Origin of the sequence: Rhodococcus sp. SG20037 (assembly GCF_031763325.1) — a bacterium.
GTDB lineage: Bacteria > Actinomycetota > Actinomycetes > Mycobacteriales > Mycobacteriaceae > Rhodococcus_F > Rhodococcus_F qingshengii.
On record NZ_CP134497.1, the window covers coordinates 20,357 to 37,196 of the forward strand.

General features: G+C 63.2%; 17 protein-coding genes. 10 read left to right on the forward strand and 7 right to left on the reverse strand.

Features of this window, described 5'->3' with window-relative positions; translation table 11 throughout:
• Positions 1–34: 34 nt before the first annotated feature.
• Positions 35–487: a hypothetical protein gene (locus RHP72_RS00085; protein ID WP_042453366.1), complete on the reverse strand. Its 453-nt coding sequence runs from the start codon at positions 485–487 to the stop codon at positions 35–37.
• A gap of 66 nt (positions 488–553) precedes the next feature.
• On the opposite strand from RHP72_RS00085, the gene RHP72_RS00090 reads away from it, so the two are divergent.
• The 5 genes from RHP72_RS00090 (at position 554) to RHP72_RS00110 (ending at position 4,613) form a co-directional block, all read left to right on the forward strand.
• A complete protein-coding gene (locus RHP72_RS00090; RefSeq protein ID WP_311094166.1) occupies positions 554–1,195 on the forward strand; it encodes a TetR/AcrR family transcriptional regulator in 642 nt (213 codons plus the stop codon).
• A gap of 194 nt (positions 1,196–1,389) precedes the next feature.
• On the forward strand, positions 1,390–2,229 hold the full coding sequence (locus RHP72_RS00095) for an ABC transporter substrate-binding protein (RefSeq protein WP_162793425.1): 840 nt from the start codon (positions 1,390–1,392) through the stop codon (positions 2,227–2,229).
• Between the two features lie 6 nt (positions 2,230–2,235).
• Positions 2,236–3,054: an SIP domain-containing protein gene (locus tag RHP72_RS00100; RefSeq protein WP_311094167.1), complete on the forward strand. Its 819-nt coding sequence runs from the start codon at positions 2,236–2,238 to the stop codon at positions 3,052–3,054.
• Between the two features lie 69 nt (positions 3,055–3,123).
• Positions 3,124–3,651, forward strand: coding sequence for a peptidylprolyl isomerase (locus RHP72_RS00105; protein WP_007729190.1), 528 nt, complete (start codon positions 3,124–3,126; stop codon positions 3,649–3,651).
• A 17-nt stretch (positions 3,652–3,668) separates the two neighbouring features.
• A complete protein-coding gene (locus tag RHP72_RS00110; RefSeq protein ID WP_311094168.1) occupies positions 3,669–4,613 on the forward strand; it encodes a rhomboid family intramembrane serine protease in 945 nt (314 codons plus the stop codon).
• A gap of 31 nt (positions 4,614–4,644) precedes the next feature.
• Here RHP72_RS00110 and RHP72_RS00115 read toward each other — a convergent pair whose 3' ends face one another.
• Complete coding sequence (locus tag RHP72_RS00115) at positions 4,645–5,172, reverse strand: lipoprotein LpqH (protein WP_125050136.1); 528 nt, start codon at positions 5,170–5,172, stop codon at positions 4,645–4,647.
• 304 nt (positions 5,173–5,476) lie between these two features.
• Here RHP72_RS00115 and RHP72_RS00120 point away from each other — a divergent pair, with 304 nt between their 5' ends.
• Entirely contained in the window at positions 5,477–6,820 is a 1,344-nt protein-coding gene (locus RHP72_RS00120) for an MFS transporter (protein ID WP_042920739.1), read from the forward strand.
• Here the strand turns inward: RHP72_RS00120 and RHP72_RS00125 are convergent.
• Positions 6,811–8,676, reverse strand: a complete 1,866-nt coding sequence (locus RHP72_RS00125; protein WP_311094169.1) for a GAF domain-containing protein — start codon at positions 8,674–8,676, stop codon at positions 6,811–6,813. The genes RHP72_RS00120 and RHP72_RS00125 overlap by 10 nt on opposite strands.
• Before the next feature lie 126 nt (positions 8,677–8,802).
• Here RHP72_RS00125 and RHP72_RS00130 point away from each other — a divergent pair, with 126 nt between their 5' ends.
• Both RHP72_RS00130 and RHP72_RS00135 read left to right on the forward strand, forming a co-directional pair.
• Positions 8,803–10,170 (forward strand): FAD-linked oxidase C-terminal domain-containing protein, encoded by a 1,368-nt coding sequence (locus RHP72_RS00130; protein ID WP_311094170.1) that lies wholly within the window; start codon positions 8,803–8,805, stop codon positions 10,168–10,170.
• Between the two features lie 106 nt (positions 10,171–10,276).
• Positions 10,277–11,125, forward strand: coding sequence for a TauD/TfdA family dioxygenase (locus RHP72_RS00135; protein ID WP_030536704.1), 849 nt, complete (start codon positions 10,277–10,279; stop codon positions 11,123–11,125).
• 7 nt (positions 11,126–11,132) lie between these two features.
• Here the strand turns inward: RHP72_RS00135 and RHP72_RS00140 are convergent, their stop codons facing one another.
• Together RHP72_RS00140 and crgA are read right to left on the reverse strand one after the other, a co-directional pair.
• Positions 11,133–11,624, reverse strand: a complete 492-nt coding sequence (locus tag RHP72_RS00140) for a PH domain-containing protein (protein WP_311094171.1) — start codon at positions 11,622–11,624, stop codon at positions 11,133–11,135.
• Positions 11,625–11,731: 107 nt separating this feature from the next.
• A complete protein-coding gene (gene crgA, locus RHP72_RS00145; protein WP_003942576.1) occupies positions 11,732–11,995 on the reverse strand; it encodes a cell division protein CrgA in 264 nt (87 codons plus the stop codon).
• Between the two features lie 102 nt (positions 11,996–12,097).
• Between crgA and RHP72_RS00150 the strand changes: the two genes are divergently transcribed.
• Both RHP72_RS00150 and RHP72_RS00155 read left to right on the forward strand, forming a co-directional pair.
• On the forward strand, positions 12,098–12,811 hold the full coding sequence (locus RHP72_RS00150) for a DUF881 domain-containing protein (protein WP_003942461.1): 714 nt from the start codon (positions 12,098–12,100) through the stop codon (positions 12,809–12,811).
• Between the two features lie 22 nt (positions 12,812–12,833).
• Positions 12,834–13,499 carry an aminodeoxychorismate/anthranilate synthase component II gene (locus RHP72_RS00155; protein WP_003942537.1) on the forward strand — a complete coding sequence of 222 codons (666 nt, stop codon included), beginning with the start codon at positions 12,834–12,836 and terminating at the stop codon, positions 13,497–13,499.
• Positions 13,500–13,556: 57 nt separating this feature from the next.
• Here RHP72_RS00155 and pknB read toward each other — a convergent pair whose 3' ends face one another.
• Both pknB and RHP72_RS00165 read right to left on the reverse strand, forming a co-directional pair.
• The gene (pknB, locus tag RHP72_RS00160; protein WP_042453355.1) at positions 13,557–15,482 is read right to left on the reverse strand and encodes a Stk1 family PASTA domain-containing Ser/Thr kinase; all 1,926 of its coding nucleotides are present in this window, start codon (positions 15,480–15,482) and stop codon (positions 13,557–13,559) included.
• On the reverse strand, positions 15,479–16,837 hold the full coding sequence (locus tag RHP72_RS00165; protein ID WP_311094172.1) for a protein kinase domain-containing protein: 1,359 nt from the start codon (positions 16,835–16,837) through the stop codon (positions 15,479–15,481). Before RHP72_RS00165 ends, pknB begins: the two co-directional genes overlap by 4 nt.
• Between the last annotated feature and the right edge of the window lie 3 nt (positions 16,838–16,840).

Consider the following 16,840-nt stretch of genomic DNA (forward strand, 5'->3'; position numbering starts at 1 on the left):
GAACACAGTGTGTTCCGGGGCTCTTGTATGTCGACTACGCGGTCTTCTCGGCCGAGTTCTCCTCGAGGCGCGGGGGTGCGGAAGCGACCGGCGGATGCTCGCGTCGGCGGCTCTTGAAGAACACCGCGCCACCGATCACCGCAACACCGGCGATGACGAACACCGTGACGCGCTTGCGGCCGCGAGGCTTCTCGGTGCGTTCCGCGGACTTCGTGGGGATAGCCTTTGCGCGCTCGACGCCCTTCTTGGCGAGGACTTTGCCCTGACGGCCCAGGAACAACCCGACCTGCCCAGCGCCGCGAGCGACCGACGTGGCGACCACCGCAGCGATGCGGCGAGCGTTGTCGGCTGCCTCGGACTCTTTGATGCGAGCCGCTGTCTCTTCGAGGTAGGCGGCAGTCTCGTCGAAGGTGTCCTCGACGCGGGCGCGCGCGTGATCGAAGGTGTCGGGCAACTGCGTGCTGAGGGACTCGGTCACTCGTGTCATGACTTCACTTTGCCACAAGGGCTGTGCCGGGGTAGGTCGGTCGCAGATCGGACTTACGATGGATGAATGTCGACCTCCCCTGCACGGTCCCGTCGAAGCCCAGGCCGACCTGCGATTACGTCGACAGACGAGATTCTCGATGCAGCGGAACGGGTGGGTTTGGACCGCCTGACGCGGGCGGAGGTCGCACAGGTCCTGGGCGTTTCCGCTGCGACGATTCGCCATCACGTCGACTCGACAGATCGTCTGTACTCGTTGGCGTGTGCGAGAGCTTTCGGACGTCTGCAGTTGGATTCGGATTCGAAGTCCTGGCAGGACTACCTTCGGACGTTAGGTCAGCGGTTCGCTGAACTCGTGACTGCCACGCCTGGGCTCGAGGACTACGTGCTTCGAGGGCCTTACGAAGAGCGCACTCTGGACCAGTTCGAGCGAATCATGAATGAGGTACTTCTACGGAAGCCTGAATTCGACCGTGCAACAGCACATTTGCTCGGCTCTCGGACACTGATCATTTCGGCGGCACTGCATACACCGGCGCGCAATCGTTACCCGGATTCGCAGTATCCGAAGCCGGACACTCTCTCGGCTGTTGTTTCCTGGACGCTCGACGCCTTCCTTGTCGGTGCCGAAACGATGATCGATTCCGGCCTCGTTCCTGCGGTCGTTCCAACTCCTGACGCGTCTTGGACTCACATTTCGGATCACTGATGCCCTTCCGGGATAGGAAGGTTAGGCAACCCACATTAATTATTGCTACTGTGGCAATTATGAATAGACACAGGTGGAGGCCAAGATTCCTCGGCGCGGCCGGGGCCGCGTTAGTGCTCGCCCTCGCTGGATGTTCGTCATCGAACACGAACCCGGACGCTGACGGAAGTCCCGCAGCGAGCGGAAGCTATCCGGTGACCGTGAGCACGGAATCCGGAGACGTGATCATCGAGTCGGCACCTGAACGGATCGTGACCTTGGGGAACCCGGCGTTCGAGAACGTCGTGGCGCTGGGATCGCACCCCGTGGCCGCGAGTGTGACCAACATCGACAAGCTTCCCTATCTGGCGGACTACGTGGGAAACGAGGCGCTCGACGAGTCCTTGGCTGACATCTATGCAGGGCAAGTGAATTTCGAGCGGATGCTTGCGGTCGAACCGGATCTCATCATCGCGCCTGCCTGGCCGGTTTTCACCGAGCCCGCCACGTTGGAGCGGCTCCGAACGATCGCTCCCACTTTGATATTCGACATGCAGGACGCAGACAACGATTGGAGAGTCGGCGTTCAGCAGGTCGCGGATGCGTTGGGCAAATCCGAGCAGGGTGGCGAGTTGATCACCTCGGCAGTCGACGAATTTACAGGTGTGGCTGAGTCGAACCCAGGACTTGCGAAGCGGCCGTACTCATTCGGGCTCTACTACAAGGAGCAGATTTCGTTGGGATCGGGCGGAAACATACTGCGCCTCTTCGGAATGAAGCCGGCGGAGGACCAAGCCGCGGTGGAATCGACGGGAACTCCGGTGACGTATTCGGGTGAGACTGCGGGTGACGTCGACGGTGAAGCGGTACTTCTGATGCCGTCACCACGGGATTCCATCGCGAACCTCGAACAATCGCCTTTCTGGGAGTCGAATCTGAAATCCCGCGTCGTATGGCTCAGTGATGCGCAGGGTGAGGCGATCAACAATGCGGGTGTACTTGGAAAGACGTGGCTGCCGGGAAACCTGGGTACCGCGTTGGGACAGTTGGGTTAGTCGAGCGTGGACAGGGCGAGAGAATCCCGGCTACCTGCGGGCATGGTCATGACCGTTGCCTCGATTGCCGAGGTTGAACAGCGAACGGACGACACCGTTCGAGTTGTGTTGCAGTCGAGCGAGTTCGGAAACCTGAGCGTTCGTGGGGCGGCGCCGGTGTTCAAGTTGTTCGTGCCTCGGGAGCCGGCGGACGAGATGATGCTCCCCACCTTGGGGTCGGACAAACTCGCGGTTCCCAGTTGGGAGGCCGACCCCCGGCGTCCGATCGGGCGTTCCTACACAGCAATCGATTTCAATCCTGGCGATCGAAGGATCACGTTCGATGTCATGGATCTTGGGAAGCCGGGTTGGTGGCTCAACCGGACGGGCGTAGGCAGTCGCGTTGGGGTGATCGGATTCAAACACGAACTCGTCCTTGTTCCGGGCGTCACTGACGTCGTTGCAGTCGGCGACAGATCTGCGCGCCCTGCTGTCGGATCCTTGACGAATCTCGCCGAACAAGTCCGAATACACAGTTTCACGGGTCCGTCAGGCGAGCACGGATTCCCTGATATCGAGTGGGTGGACATAGTCGATCGGACCAAGGCGCAGACAGAATCGACAATGTTGTGGATCGGCGGAGAGAAAAGCTGTGTCGCCCGCTTGCGCAACCAAGCGATCGAAAACGGCCTACCGCCGTCCCGGATTGTCGCATTGCCGTACTGGTCGGCGGGGCGAACGCGCGACGAGTTCGATCATGCTCTGTACCGGCTGTACCAACGCGCAGCTGCGGACGGAATCGACATTTCCGATCCGGTCGTTGCCGCCGACATCGAACTGCAGTGACGCATGCCCCGTCGCACGGAATTGGCAGGCTCACATCCGCGAGAACGCCGGCAATGGCACGATGGTGGTGTGACTTCAACTCATCAGACCGCAACCGCAACGCTGCACACGAACCGCGGCGACATCAAGATCGCTCTGTTCGGCAACCATGCGCCGAAGACCGTCGAGAACTTCGTCGGCCTCGCCGACGGCTCGAAGGAGTACACCACCGCAAACGCCGCCGGCACCAAGACCGGCCCGTTCTACGACGGTGCCATCTTCCACCGCGTCATCGACGGCTTCATGATCCAGGGTGGCGACCCCACCGGAACCGGCACCGGCGGCCCGGGCTACAAGTTCGGTGACGAGTTCCACCCGGAACTGCAGTTCGACCGTTCCTACCTGCTGGCCATGGCCAACGCAGGCCCGGGAACCAACGGCTCGCAGTTCTTCATCACCACCGGCCCGACGCCGCACCTGAACCGTCGCCACACCATCTTCGGTGAGGTTCTCGACGACGATTCCAAGAAGGTTGTCGACGCTATCTCCTCCACCGCCGTCGATCGTGGCGATCGTCCGGTCGAGCCCGTCGTGATCAACAGCATCACCATCTCCTGAACAGGTAAAACAAGCAGATGACGAACCCCGGTTGGGGCGGCGGTGCGAGTGAGGGCATCCCGCCCCAACCGCGGTGCGTCCGCCATCCAGATCGACCCACCGCACTTTCCTGCAATCGTTGTGGACGTCCGGCGTGCCCGGACTGCCTCCGCGAGGCGGCGGTGGGATACCAATGTGTTGACTGTGTAGCTGCCGGCCAACGCGATGTCCGCCCCGTTCGGGGCGTCGCCGGAAACACCGTGAGCCCCGCCCGTGCGATCCCGATCGTGACGTACACCTTGATGGGGCTCAACGTCCTGGCGTTCCTCGCCACCTTCGCGCAGTCGCGAAGCATCATGAACAATCAGGTCGGCTCGTCGATCTTCGCGAACTGGGCACTCAATCCGGGTCTGGTCGCCAGCGGTGACTGGTTCCGGCTCATCGGCTCCGGGTTCTTGCACTTCGGCATCTTGCACCTCGCGGTCAACATGTACGCCCTCTACATCCTGGGGCGCGACACCGAAATCGTGATGGGCCGCTCCCGGTACGTCGGCATCTACCTGGTTTCGCTCCTCGGCGGTTCCGCCTCGGTGATGGCGTTCCAGCCGGTGTTCTCCTCGCTCACGGCCCTGTCCTGGACCGCTGGAGCGTCGGGTGCAATCTTCGGCATCATGGGCGCACAGGCCGTCCTTCTACTGCGTTTGCGTCGAAGCCCGGTCCCGATCATCTCGGTGATCGCGATCAATGTGATCATCAGCATTTCGCTGCCCGGGATCTCGTTCTGGGGTCACGCGGGAGGTCTGGTGGCAGGTGCTGCAACGGCCGCTGCATTCCTGTACGCCCCGCAGTGGTTGGGCGCCGGTGAGAACCGCGTGAAAGCAGTGCGTATCGGCTGGATCGCTTTTGGTGCCGTCACCGTGGTGACAATCGGAGTCATCGTGCTCCGCGTCGTCCAACTGCGCGAACAGTTGGGAATCAGCTAGCAAGAATCCTAGGGCCCAGCCGTTCTATGGCTCAGCCGCCGATGATGGACTCGCAGGCGAACGTGATCTCGAAGCTCGACGTCGCCGTCGGGTTGCCCTTGTCCCGGGCGCCGATTCCCTCGCCCGTCACCACGAAGGTACTGCCGTCCTGCTTGGCACTGGCAGATCCGCCGGGCAGGCCTGGTGCGTATCCGGCGGTGTACGGCAGACCGTTCGATCCACCCTCGCTTCCGGCGATTCCAGCAGTCTGAACCGTGCCGGATTCATCGACGATGGCCGAGACGGTCAACATGCCGTAGGTGGCATTTTCCGCGTCGAGCAGTGTCATAACTGTCGTGCCGCCGTCCTTTGCGCACTTCGTCTCGAATTTGGCGTCGAGTGTCTTCCCGCCGACGGTGGCCGAGGATGTAGCGGACGAGGCGCCGGCAGCGCTCTTGTCGGAGTTGGTCTTGTCGGAGTCGCTGCCGCAGGCGGAGGCGAATAGAGCGACCGCCGCGATGGTGGCAGCGACTGCGGTGGAGGACCGGCGGGTCATCGTGGTCCGAACCAACTTCGTCATGTTCTGTCCTTCAAGTCACGCGGTGCGTCCGCACTTGCTCTGGCTGTTTCGCCGACAACACTAGCCAGTGACTTGGTGCTCGTAGCTCTAAACCCCCAGCTCAGACGGGTTTGTCGCCTTCGGCTGTTCAGGGACGTTCGTCGGGCTGCCCGGGATCATCTGTCGGATCTTTGGGAGCAATCGCACATGCAGAGACGGCTTCTGTAGAGATTGTCCACATAGGTTGGGCTCGGTCGTGCTTCTACTGTGGCTTGAGTCACTTCGTAGATAGCAACGCTGACCTTTTCCGAGGAGTACCCCTGCCATGACCTCCACCGATAGCACCACCACTGACGGTGGGGTTGCGCCGAGCGAGATCGAATCTCGCGTGGTGAAGAAGGTAGCGCGACGACTGATCCCCTTTTTGATCCTGCTCTATTTCGTGAACTATCTGGATCGTACGAACATCGCTTTCGCCAAGCTCACCATGAGCGCCGACCTCGGTATGACCGAGACGATGTTCGGGCTCGCATCCGGTCTCTTCTTCGTCGGCTATCTGCTGTTCGAGGTGCCGAGCAACCTGGCCCTGCACCGCTTCGGCGCCCGGCTGTGGATCGCGCGGATCATGCTCACCTGGGGCATCCTCGCCGCTGCGCTGGCATTCGTGCCGAATGTCGGCAGCCTCTATTTCCTCCGCATACTGCTGGGAATCGCCGAGGCCGGCTTCTTCCCCGGAGTTCTTCTCTACCTGACCTTCTGGTTCCCGAAGAAGTACCGCGTGCGCCTGATGGGTCTGTTCCTGCTGACGCTTCCGCTCTCGTCGGCGCTCGGTGCCCCGCTCTCGGCGGCCATCATCCAGTACGGCGACGGACTGTTCGGCCTCGCCGGATGGCGCGTGATGTACCTGATCGAGGGTCTGCCCGCCGTGATCTTGGCGTTTGTCGTCTGGTTCTACCTCACCGATCGTCCCGCCGACGCAAAGTGGTTGACCCTCGAGGAGCGCACCTGGCTGATGAAGTCGATGGCCGACGAGGAGAAAGAACTCGGCGACGCCGGTCACCAGTCGGCCGGTAAGACCCTGCGCGATCCCCGCGTCATCGGTTTCGGTCTGGTCTACTTCGGAATCACATACGGGCTCTACGCTTTGAGCTTCTTCCTGCCCAGCATCGTCGCGGGATTCAAGCAGACGTTCGACACCGATTTCTCGCTCGTCGAGACAGGCCTGATCGTGGCCGTCCCCTACGCGATCGGCGCTGTCGCGATGGTGCTGTGGAGCCGCCATTCCGACAAGACCGGTGAACGAATGTGGCACGTTGCAGCCCCGACGCTCCTGGGCGCGGTATCCATTCCGATTGCGCTGTATCTGGATTCACCGTTCACCGTCATGATCGCGGTCTCGCTCACCGCCGTCGGCGTGCTCTGTGCGCTCCCCGTCTTCTGGTACCTGCCCACCACGTTCCTGACGGGAGCCAGTGCGGCCGCGGGTATCGCAATGATCAACTCGATCGGCAATGCGTCGGGCTTCGGTGCTCCGTACATCACCGGCTGGCTCACCGATGTGACCGGAAATGCCAAGGCAGGACTGTGGGTGGTGGGCGCCGTGATGCTCTGTGCCGCAATCCTTGTGGTGGCGCTGGCAAAGCGATCGAGCAAGCCCGCTCAGATCTGACCGAGTTTCCCGGCACTGGCACGCAGCCGGATCAGGAGCGCAAGATCGAGCGCCTGGTCCGGCTGACGCCACTGTGTACCGATCAACCTGTCGATCGACTCGAGCCGTTGGTACAGGGTGTTGGCGTGAATCGCGAGCGCGGCGGCGGTCGCGGAGTGCTTGCAGTTGTGCGACAGGTACGACGCGAGGGTGTCCAATAGCGGAACGCCGCGTCGCTGCTCCTCCTCGAGGAGAGGACCGAGGGAACGCTCTGTCAGGGCTTCCAGTTCTTCGCGGCCGGTGCGGCTGAGGAGAATTCGGTAAATGCCGAGTGAACTTGCCGGTTCCACGTGGGAGGCCCGCCCGAGAGTCTCGAGGACGTCGACGGTGTGCTGCGCCTCGACATACGCCCGCGCCAGACCTTCCGCTCCCACCGCGGGATCGGCGATTCCGACGGTCGGGTTCTCCGCCGGCTGCACCCACGCCGCCGCAACTGCTGCCGGTGACATTCCGGGAATCAGTGCGATGACTCGTGAACCATGTTCGGCAACAACGGTTCCCGAGGGGAATGCAATTTCCTCGATACTGCGACGCGCACGGTCGACGGCGTCGGCCGGGCGGGCCACCACGACGATGTACGAGCGGTCAGGATTGAGCCCGGCCAGGCGGAACTGACCGGTGACCTCGGCCGGCGTCGGCGCAGGCCTGGTGATCAGATCGACCAGAAATGCATCGCGTGCTCGGCGGGTGGCTTCCCGGGCTGCCCGTTCGCCGACCAGTGCCAGCGCAATGGCGGGAGCAGACCTTTCGAGTGCCAATCTCATGGCGGCGGTGGGTTCATGACGCGAGAGTAGGAACAGAACTCCGAGTTGGTCACCGGCACTGCGTACTTCGGTGGCGAACAGGAACTGCTCACCGACGGTGAGCGTCACCTCCTGCTCGCGTCGGTCAGCGGCAAAGATGTCGAAGACCCGATGCACGCTCTCGCTCACCCGTTGCAGTCCCGGTGGAATCTCGGATGTTCCGGTCACGAAGAACACCGGCGAACCCGTCGACGCCGAGGTTTCCTCCACGAGTTCACGGACTCCACCGCCGCGCAGGACAACTTGTGTGAGCGATCGGTCCCAGGTCAGTGTCTGTTCGAGAAGTGCTGTGCGCTTAGCAAGTTCGGTGTTCGCTGCGTTCACTTCCGCAACCGTCGCGCGATAGCGTTCGAGAGAGCGGGCATTCTCGATGGCTACCGAGGCATGAGCTGCGAGGGCGGACAGCAACGCAACTTCCTCGTTGCCGAATCGGCGCTCCTGACGCTTGCACGCGCAGAGGGCACCCAGGATCTTGCCGTTCAAAGTCAGCGGAACGGCCAACAGGCCGCGCATGTTCTCGGCTCGCGCTGCGTCGTCGGCGGGCCCGATGTGTGCAAACGAGGGATCGTTGCGGTAGTCGGGAGACCAAGCAGGAGAAGAATTCTCGACCACACGACCGATGAGGCCTTCTCGGAACGGAACCGTGAGGCCGAGCAGTTGCGAGGTGTACGCCCCGCTGGTGACTTCGATGATCAGGATGTCGTCGTGGATCAGTGCGAGGTACGAAAGATCTACGCCGAGTAGCCGTTTGGCCTGGTCCACGATCTCCTGCAGAAGGGCGTGGTGATCGTGCATCGTGGTCAGCAGCGACGCGATGTCGTTGAGTGCGCCCAGCTCGGTGGCACGTTGTCGGCGCTGAGCCAGGAGACTACGCAGTTGGAGTGCGGATCGGGCTTCTCGCTCGATTTCGGCAGCGGCCTCGGGGGCTGACCCGGCGGCCAACTGATCGCGGTGTTCGATCAGTTCCTCGGTGGATGCCTCGGCCAGGAGAAGCTGTAGCCAGTTCTCGTGCATCCGCACTCCCTTGTCAGGCCAACTTGTCAGGCCAACGATGAGTATGGAGAGAATGTCCATACGGTTTCCGGTTTCTCGGAGTAAATCTACATGGGGTGGTGTAGCCGCCGTCACTATCGTGGAGACATGACACTCCTCGAGGCGCTCGGCTCGCAGATCGATGCGGATCGACTGATCACCGACCCCGACATCATGGCGAGTTACATCCACGACGACGCCGAGTGGGCTCCCTACGAGATGCCTGTCGCAGTGGTCCGCCCGCGCACAGCCGAGCAGGTACAGACAGTTGTGCAGGCGTGCATCGCCCACGGTGCGCCCGTCGTCACGCGCGGCGCCGGAACCGGTCTGTCGGGCGGAGCCAATGCAGTCGCCGGCGGCGTCGTGATCGCCTTCGACGCGATGAACGCCATCAAGGAGATCAACACCCTCGAGCGTTTGGCCGTGGTCGAACCCGGAGTGGTCAACGATCACCTCCGCGACGCCTGCGCCGAGCACGGCCTCTGGTATCCACCCGATCCGGCGAGCGCACCCTGGTCGACGATCGGCGGCAACGTCGCGACCAATGCCGGCGGCCTGTGTTGCGTCAAGTACGGCGTCACCAAGGACTACGTACTGGGCATGCAGGTGGTCACCGGAACCGGTGAGCTGGTTCGGCTCGGGCGTCGAACTGCCAAGGGAGTGGCTGGGTTTGATCTCTCGGCACTCATGGTCGGCTCCGAAGGCACTCTCGGGGTGATCACCGAGGTGACCGTCAAGCTTCGTCCTCAGCGCGATCCCGAACGCACCATCGTCGGATACTTCGACTCCATCGTTGCTGCGGGCAAGGCAGTCGAAGCCGTCGCCGCAGACGGTCTCACGCCGTCGGCCCTCGAGTTGATCGATCGGCAGTGCCTGCTTGCCGTCGACGCCTGGAAGAACATGGGCCTCTCGGCCGATGCCGAGGTGGTCCTGCTCGGCCGAATCGACACACCGGGCGAGATCGGCGACGCCGAAGCCGAGCGAATGTTGGCCTGTTTCAACCGTTCCGGGGCTACCTGGAGCGCCAGATCCACCGACCAGGAGGAAGCCGACGCCCTGTTCTCCGCCCGGCGTCTGGCATACCCCGCCCTCGAGCGGCTCGGCCCGGTGCTCACCGAGGACATCTGTGTCCCCAAGGCAGCGGTCCCGGAGATGTTGGCACGGATTGAGGCCATTTCGGCCCGGCACGACACGCACATCGCGAACATCGCGCACGCGGGTGACGGCAACCTGCACCCGCTGCTGATCACGCCACACGGCGACGAAGCGGCGCGGAGGCGCGCTCAGGCCGCTTTTGCCGAGATCATCGACAACGCCCTCGAGTTGGGCGGAACCGTCACCGGTGAGCACGGCGTCGGCCTGTTGAAGATGGGTGGCCTGGCGCAAGAACTGTCACCGGCCGTCGTCGCGATGCATCATGCAATCAAGGGCGCACTCGACCCTCACGGAATCATGAACCCGGGCAAGGTGATCTGAAAGGCTGGCTCCGTAACCGAATCGGTTTCCGGAGTTACGCCGTCGAAATGACGAGTTCCTACGCTCGAGTTGAACCGTTTGGCCAACTCGACGTATGGAGTCATGAATGTTCTCTTCCGATTTGACGCTGGCAAGTGTTGTTCCGCGGCGCGTGGAGACGGTCGAGGCCGTCCGGGCGGCAATCGCTCTCGACGGCGCCGCGGTCTTCGGTGGCCTGCACACCGAGGAAGATGCCATTGCTTTCGCGTCGAAGTTGCTCGGTGAGAAGTGCATTCGCGTCGGCCGCCAGTTCGAGGCGAGTGCCAAGAGTCAGGATGCCGAAGCAGCTGTCGTCGACACGCAACCGGTGGACGAACGCGGCCGTAAGCGCTCGTTCGGTATCTCCGGCGAGCGGATGACCGCCCACAACGACGGTTTCGCGTTCGGCGATTACGCTCCCGACTATCTGTTTCTGTGGTGCAAGCGCCCGGCGTACCCGAGTGGCGGCGACTCGTTTCTCATCGACGCGGTCAAACTGACCCAATTGCTCGCCTTCGATCCCGCAACAGCGGAGCTGGCCGAATTCTGTTGGAGCACAGACATCGACCATTCGGAACCGAACTTCCCGCAGAACACATTTGCGCCGATCGCCAGGACGGTGCCGAGTGGACGCAACCAGGTTCGCTATCACCCGTACCTCGCGCCGATCGCCGGTGAATCGGAAGTAGCGCAGTGGCCGCTGGTGAAGCAGTGGAGTGAGGCTGTGATTCACGTGCGCGACAGCGGTCCGATGTTCCGCGCCGAAGCCGGCGAGATGATCTGCATCGACAACTACCGGGTACTGCACGGCCGCGACGGATACACCGACCCCGGCCGTGAGCTGTACTCGATCTGGGGATGGTCGAGCGACGCAGTCGCGGTGCCGCAGCAGGCTCTCGACATCGTGCAGCCGGACCTCGCGGCACTGGCCATGTAACCAGCGCTTATTTCTCGAGCGGCACCAAACCGTGGACGGCGAGCACGTCCAAGACGTCCTCCGGCGACGTGCCGAGATCCCAGCGTCCGAAGATCAACAGCTTCTCCGTGTCGGTGGGACGGTCGACGATGTCGATCTCGAGCATAGGGACGCGTCGACCCAGACGCGGGTAGCGGACGAGACGGACCCGGTCGATCTGTTCGCGGGTGAACTCGTGGCGGGCGCGCAGTCGCTGCACCGCCATCGACTTGGTTCCCGCGTCTTCGATCACAGCCAGGCGGGGACGCTGACGCAGGGCGAGTCCGCCCATCACGAACAGACCGATCACCGCGAGGGCGAGCAGGAAGCGGCCGGCCGGCTCCGTGGGCGCGATTATCGAGGCGATCGCGAGGGCAATTCCGCCGCCGAACATCGCGTAGACAACACCCATCGGAGTGGCCCACGAGATCACCTCCGTGACGTTGTCACGAGGCTGTGGATGAAATTCATCCTCGAGCATGTGGATAACTTCCTAGGTTGTCCACAGGAGTTATCCACAATGGGGATGAATGACACCCATGTAATTGAATGACGGTCACGATCCGGGTCGAATCAGATACTCGCTGGTCAGCGCCATCTCATGGTCATCACAAGGCCGACAACCATGAAACCGAAGCCGACGAGGAAGTTATAGTTTCCCAAGTCGTTCATCCACGTGATCGAATCCGCGGCCAAGTAGTACACAATCAGCCACGCCAGGCCGACAAGCATGAATCCGAGCATCACCGACACGTACAACGTGCTCGACGGACCCATCTTCACCTTCACCGGAGTGCGGTTTGCCGGGTTGACTGTGTAGTCGTTCTTCTTACGGACCTTCGACTTGGGCATGACGTCCTCGCTCTACGGTGTGACCTGCATGTGTTACCTACACGCTAACGTAGCTGTGTCCAGTTGGTCACCGGCCGACCTGCACAATCCGGGAGGAGCCACGTGTCTTCGGGTGAATCTTCACGAACCGTCTGGCACATCGGTGTACTTGCCGTCTGCCTGGTAGCCGGTCTGATGGTCGCCACGGCGCAACGATCCGCCGAGGAGAACCAGCTCCAGGTCACCGAAAGCACCAGGCTTTCCGATCTGGTTCGCAGCGCCCAGGCCAATGCCGAAAAAGTCTCGGCCGACCGGGACGAACTTGCCGCTCAGCTCGATTCGCTGCAGCAAGACGCCGCTCGGTCCGACGCCGGAGTGGCCGCCGCGCTCGGTGACATCAAGAACATCTCCGCCGACGCGGGACTGACGGAGATGACCGGCCCGGGTGTTGTCGTCACCATGACGGACGCCCCGCGCAACGCCGACGGCAAGTATCCGGTCGACGCCACCCCGGACGACCTCGTCGTGCATCAGCAGGACGTCCAGAGCGTGTTGAACGCACTGTGGGCCGGCGGGGCCGAAGCGGTGGGCATGCAGGACCAACGGATCATCAGTACGTCGGCGCCGCGGTGCATCGGAAACACTCTTCTTCTGCACGGCCGTACCTACAGCCCGCCGTATGTGATGAGCGCGATCGGCGACGTTGCGCGCCTCGAGGCGGCACTCGCTGCCGAACCGGGCATTCGGATCTACAAGCAGTACGCGACCCGCTTCGGCCTCGGGTACACGCAGGCAACGCCGTCGCAGATCACGGTCCCCGCCTATACCGGCGGATAGCACAGGCGTTTACCCTGCTCTCATGAGGATTCTCGTCGTCGACAACTACGACAGCTTTGTGTTCAACCTGGTGCAGTACCTCGGCCAGCTCGGAACCGAAGCCGTGGTCTGGCGCAACGACGATCCACAACTGACGGCAGACCTCGAAGGTGCAGTAGCGCAGTTCGACGGCATTCTCCTGAGCCCGGGCCCCGGAACTCCGCAGCGCGCGGGAGCGACGATGGATCTGGTGAAGGTCTGCGCCGATACCAAGACTCCGCTGCTCGGCGTCTGCCTCGGACATCAGGCGATCGGTGCGGCTTTCGGCGGAACCGTCGACCGCGCGCCCGAACTGCTTCACGGCAAGACGAGTCTGGTTCACCACAAGGACGTCGGCGTCCTGGCCGGGCTGCCCGATCCGTTCACCGCTACCCGCTACCACTCGCTGACGGTTCTCGAGGACACCATTCCCGAGGAACTCGAGGTGACCGCCCACACCGAGAGCGGCGTCGTGATGGCGATGCGCCACCGCGAACTGCCGATTCACGGCGTCCAGTTCCACCCCGAGTCCGTACTCACCCAGGGTGGACACCGGATGCTCGCGAACTGGCTCGCAGTCTGCGGTGAGGCGCCGCCGGAAGGGCTCGTCGCAGCCCTCGAGGCCGAGGTCGCGTCGGCGCTCGGCGGCGCATTGCCCGCAATTCTCTGACACCTGTCCACAAAAAAGTGCCTCCCGGAAATCTCCGGGAGGCACTTTTTCACTTTGCTAGCGGCCGGGGATTCCGAGCGCTCCGACGCTGACGGTGATGACTGCGTCCTTGGAGATCTCCGAGCCCGGAGGCTGCGTCTGCGAGACGATCTTGCCCACCATTTCCGGGGTGAGCGTCGTGCTCTGGTTCTGCACCAGCTGCGATGCAGTTCCCGCCCAGCCGGCTGCGCGAAGCGTGCTCAACGCCTCCGACACCGTCTTGTTGGTCAGATCAGGCATCGCGACCTGGTTGCCGTTGGACACTCGTAGCGTCACGGTCGAACCCTTGGTGGCCGAAGTACCGCCGGTCGGGTCGGTCGAAACAACCTGTCCCTTGGGCAGTCCCGAATCGATCTCCGTGATCTGGACGACGAACCCGGCACCTTCGATGTTGGGCCTCGCCACCTCTTCACGCTGACCGGTGACATCCGGGACACGAACCTGCTCCGGTCCGGTGCCGACGGTGATCGAGACCGCGGAATCGAGAACAACCGACACTCCGACGGCCGGGTCCTGATTGACGATCTTGTCGACCTCGGCGACGGTCGATGCCGCCTTGCCGATGGTCGGATCAAGTCGGAGTCCGACGGAGTTGAGCTTCTTCTCCGCGTCGTCCTGGCTCAGCCCGGTCAGGCGTGGGATCGCGACCTGCTCGGGTCCGGTGGACACGTCGATGGTGACGGTGCTGCCCTTCTCGATACGCACCCCGGCAACCGGACGCGTCGTGATGACGTTTCCGGCGGCGATCACCTTGTCCGTCTTCTGCTGACGCTCCACCTGGAATCCGGCGTTGGTCAGCGTCGCCTCGGCGACGTCGGCGGGCTGGTTGGTGAGGTCGCCCGGAACGGTCACCATCTCGACCTTCGGCGAGTTCACCCGAATGAGGAAGAACGTCACCAGACCGATCACCAGAAGCGCTGCGATGCCCATCAGGGCGTAGCGTCCGCCCTTCTTCTTGGCAGGCGGCTCGGCGGCGCGAGTTGTCCTCGCAGGAACCGGCTCGACCGGATCGGGAGCGGTGCGGTAGTTCCCGGTGTCGGAGCCGACGGCGCCGAGGATGGTGGTGCGGTCCTCGTCGTTCATCACCATCGGAGCACTCGGACGCTGACCGCCCAGGACACGTACCAAGTCGCTGCGCATGTCGCCGGCGCTCTGGTAGCGGTTGGCCGGGTTCTTGCTCATCGCCTTGAGAATGATCGAATCCAGCTCGCGCGGAATGTCGGGATTGATCTCCGACGGCGTCTGCGGATCTTCACGAACATGCTGGTACGCCACGGCGACCGGTGAATCACCCTTGAAGGGCGGCTCGCCCGTCAGAATCTCGAACAGCACACAACCGAGCGAGTACACGTCCGAACGCGCGTCGACCTGCTCACCTCGCGCCTGCTCCGGCGAGAGGTACTGAGCGGTGCCGATCACGGCGGCCGTCTGCGTCATCGGGCTCGACGCGTCGGAAATGGCACGGGCGATACCGAAGTCCATCACCTTCACGGCGCCGGCACGGTTGATCATGATGTTGGCGGGCTTGACGTCGCGGTGCACGATGCCGTTGCGGTGGCTGAAGTCCAAAGCGGCACAGACGTCCGCGATCACTTCCATCGCCTTGCGCGGAGCCATCGGCCCGGTGCTGCGCACGATGTCACGCAACGTGTCGCCGTCGACGTACTCCATGACGATGTACGGCAGCGGCCCGGCGTCGGTCTCGGCTTCACCGGTGTCGTAGACGGCCACGATCGCCGGATGGTTCAGCGCGGCAGCGTTCTGCGCCTCACGACGAAACCGCAAGTAGAACGTGGGATCGCGTGCGAGGTCTGCACGCAGCACCTTGATCGCGACGTCGCGGCTGAGTCGGAGGTCGCGCGCCAGGTGAACCTCGGACATTCCGCCGAAGCCGAGAATCTCACCCAGCTCGTAGCGGGAGGAGAGATTGCGGGGTGTCGTCATTGGTCTTGTCCTAGCGGTTCTTCAGCGTCTCCGGGATCCGCCAACGGCTCAGTGGTCGTTGTGGTCGTCGTTGTCGTCGTGGTGGTGGTTGTGGTCGTCGGAGTTGTTGTGGTCGTGGTCGGCGTTGTCGTGGTGGTTGTCGGCTCGGTCGTTGTGGTCGTCGGCCGAGTCGTCGTTGTTGTCGGCTCGATGGTCGTCGTCGTCGGCCGAGTCGTCGTCGTGGTGGGCTTGGTCGTCGTGGTGGTCGGCAACGTCGTGGATGTGACGACGGGTGGCGTCGGGTCGCTCGGACCGTCGGTCGCGATCCAGACTCCGCCGATGATCAACGCCAACAAGATCAATCCGCCGCCGGCCCACGCCACGGCCTTCTGTCCACTGGTCAGTCCGCCGGCTGCCGCGTCGTCCGCAACAGCTGCGCCCGTCACCGGGCCCGCGTACGTCGGCGGCATGACCTGCGTGGCACCCGTTGCCGGCAACGCGCTCGCGGCACCGGTGGCGAGCAGACCGGGCGGCGGTGGACGTCTCCCTGCCCGAACGGCTGCAACGGCGTCGGCGAACTCGCCGCCACTGGCGTAGCGGCCGGCCGGATCCTTGGTCAACGTGATGTCGATGAGCTCGCGGATGTTCGGCGGCAGGTCGGCCGGCATCGGCGCCGGGGTTTCCTGCACGTGCTTCATCGCGACGGTCAGCGCGCCGTCACCGGTGAACGGGCGTCGACCCGAAAGTGCTTCGTATCCGACGATTCCCAGCGAGTACACGTCACTCGCCGCGGTCGCGTCCTGACCGAGGGCCTGCTCGGGCGCGATGTACTGGGCGGTGCCCATCACCATTCCCGTGCGCGTGACAGGTGAGTTCTCGACGGCCTTGGCGATGCCGAAGTCCGTGATCTTCACCTGGCCAGTCGGCGTGATGAGGATATTGCCCGGCTTCACGTCGCGGTGCACGACACCGGCGTCGTGTGCGACCTGCAGGGCGCGGCCGGTCTGCTCGAGCATGTCGAGGGCATGCGGAACGGCCAGGCGGCCGACGCGTGCCAGGACAGCGTTGAGCGGCTCGCCGTTGACGAGTTCCATCACCAGGTACGCCGTGGAATCACCCGAGCTGTCGCGGGTCTCGCCGTAGTCGTAGATTCCGGCGATACCGGGATGGTTGAGCTGTGCGGTGGTGCGGGCCTCGAAGCGGAAGCGCTCCAAGAACTCCGGATCGGAAGAGAACTCGGACTTGAGTACCTTGACGGCGACGCGACGGTTGAGCCGGGAGTCGGTGGCTTCCCACACCTGACCCATCCCACCGGTGGCGATGAGACGGATCAATCGGTAACGATCGGCGATCAAAGCGCCGTTGTTCAACGCCACGGT

Bases quoted from the DNA above. Each gene is read 5' to 3' on its own strand.
- RHP72_RS00130 (WP_311094170.1), top strand. From the start codon at position 8,803: ATGACACTCCTCGAGGCGCTCGGCTCGCAGATCGATGCGGATCGACTG.
- RHP72_RS00090 (WP_311094166.1), top strand. From the start codon at position 554: ATGTCGACCTCCCCTGCACGGTCCCGTCGAAGCCCAGGCCGACCTGCG.
- pknB (WP_042453355.1), bottom strand. From the start codon at position 15,482: ATGACGACACCCCGCAATCTCTCCTCCCGCTACGAGCTGGGTGAGATT.
- RHP72_RS00110 (WP_311094168.1), top strand. From the start codon at position 3,669: ATGACGAACCCCGGTTGGGGCGGCGGTGCGAGTGAGGGCATCCCGCCC.
- RHP72_RS00120 (WP_042920739.1), top strand. From the start codon at position 5,477: ATGACCTCCACCGATAGCACCACCACTGACGGTGGGGTTGCGCCGAGC.
- RHP72_RS00155 (WP_003942537.1), top strand. From the start codon at position 12,834: ATGAGGATTCTCGTCGTCGACAACTACGACAGCTTTGTGTTCAACCTG.
- RHP72_RS00135 (WP_030536704.1), top strand. From the start codon at position 10,277: ATGTTCTCTTCCGATTTGACGCTGGCAAGTGTTGTTCCGCGGCGCGTG.
- RHP72_RS00125 (WP_311094169.1), bottom strand. From the start codon at position 8,676: ATGCACGAGAACTGGCTACAGCTTCTCCTGGCCGAGGCATCCACCGAG.
- RHP72_RS00140 (WP_311094171.1), bottom strand. From the start codon at position 11,624: ATGCTCGAGGATGAATTTCATCCACAGCCTCGTGACAACGTCACGGAG.
- RHP72_RS00085 (WP_042453366.1), bottom strand. From the start codon at position 487: ATGACACGAGTGACCGAGTCCCTCAGCACGCAGTTGCCCGACACCTTC.
- crgA (WP_003942576.1), bottom strand. From the start codon at position 11,995: ATGCCCAAGTCGAAGGTCCGTAAGAAGAACGACTACACAGTCAACCCG.
- RHP72_RS00115 (WP_125050136.1), bottom strand. From the start codon at position 5,172: ATGACGAAGTTGGTTCGGACCACGATGACCCGCCGGTCCTCCACCGCA.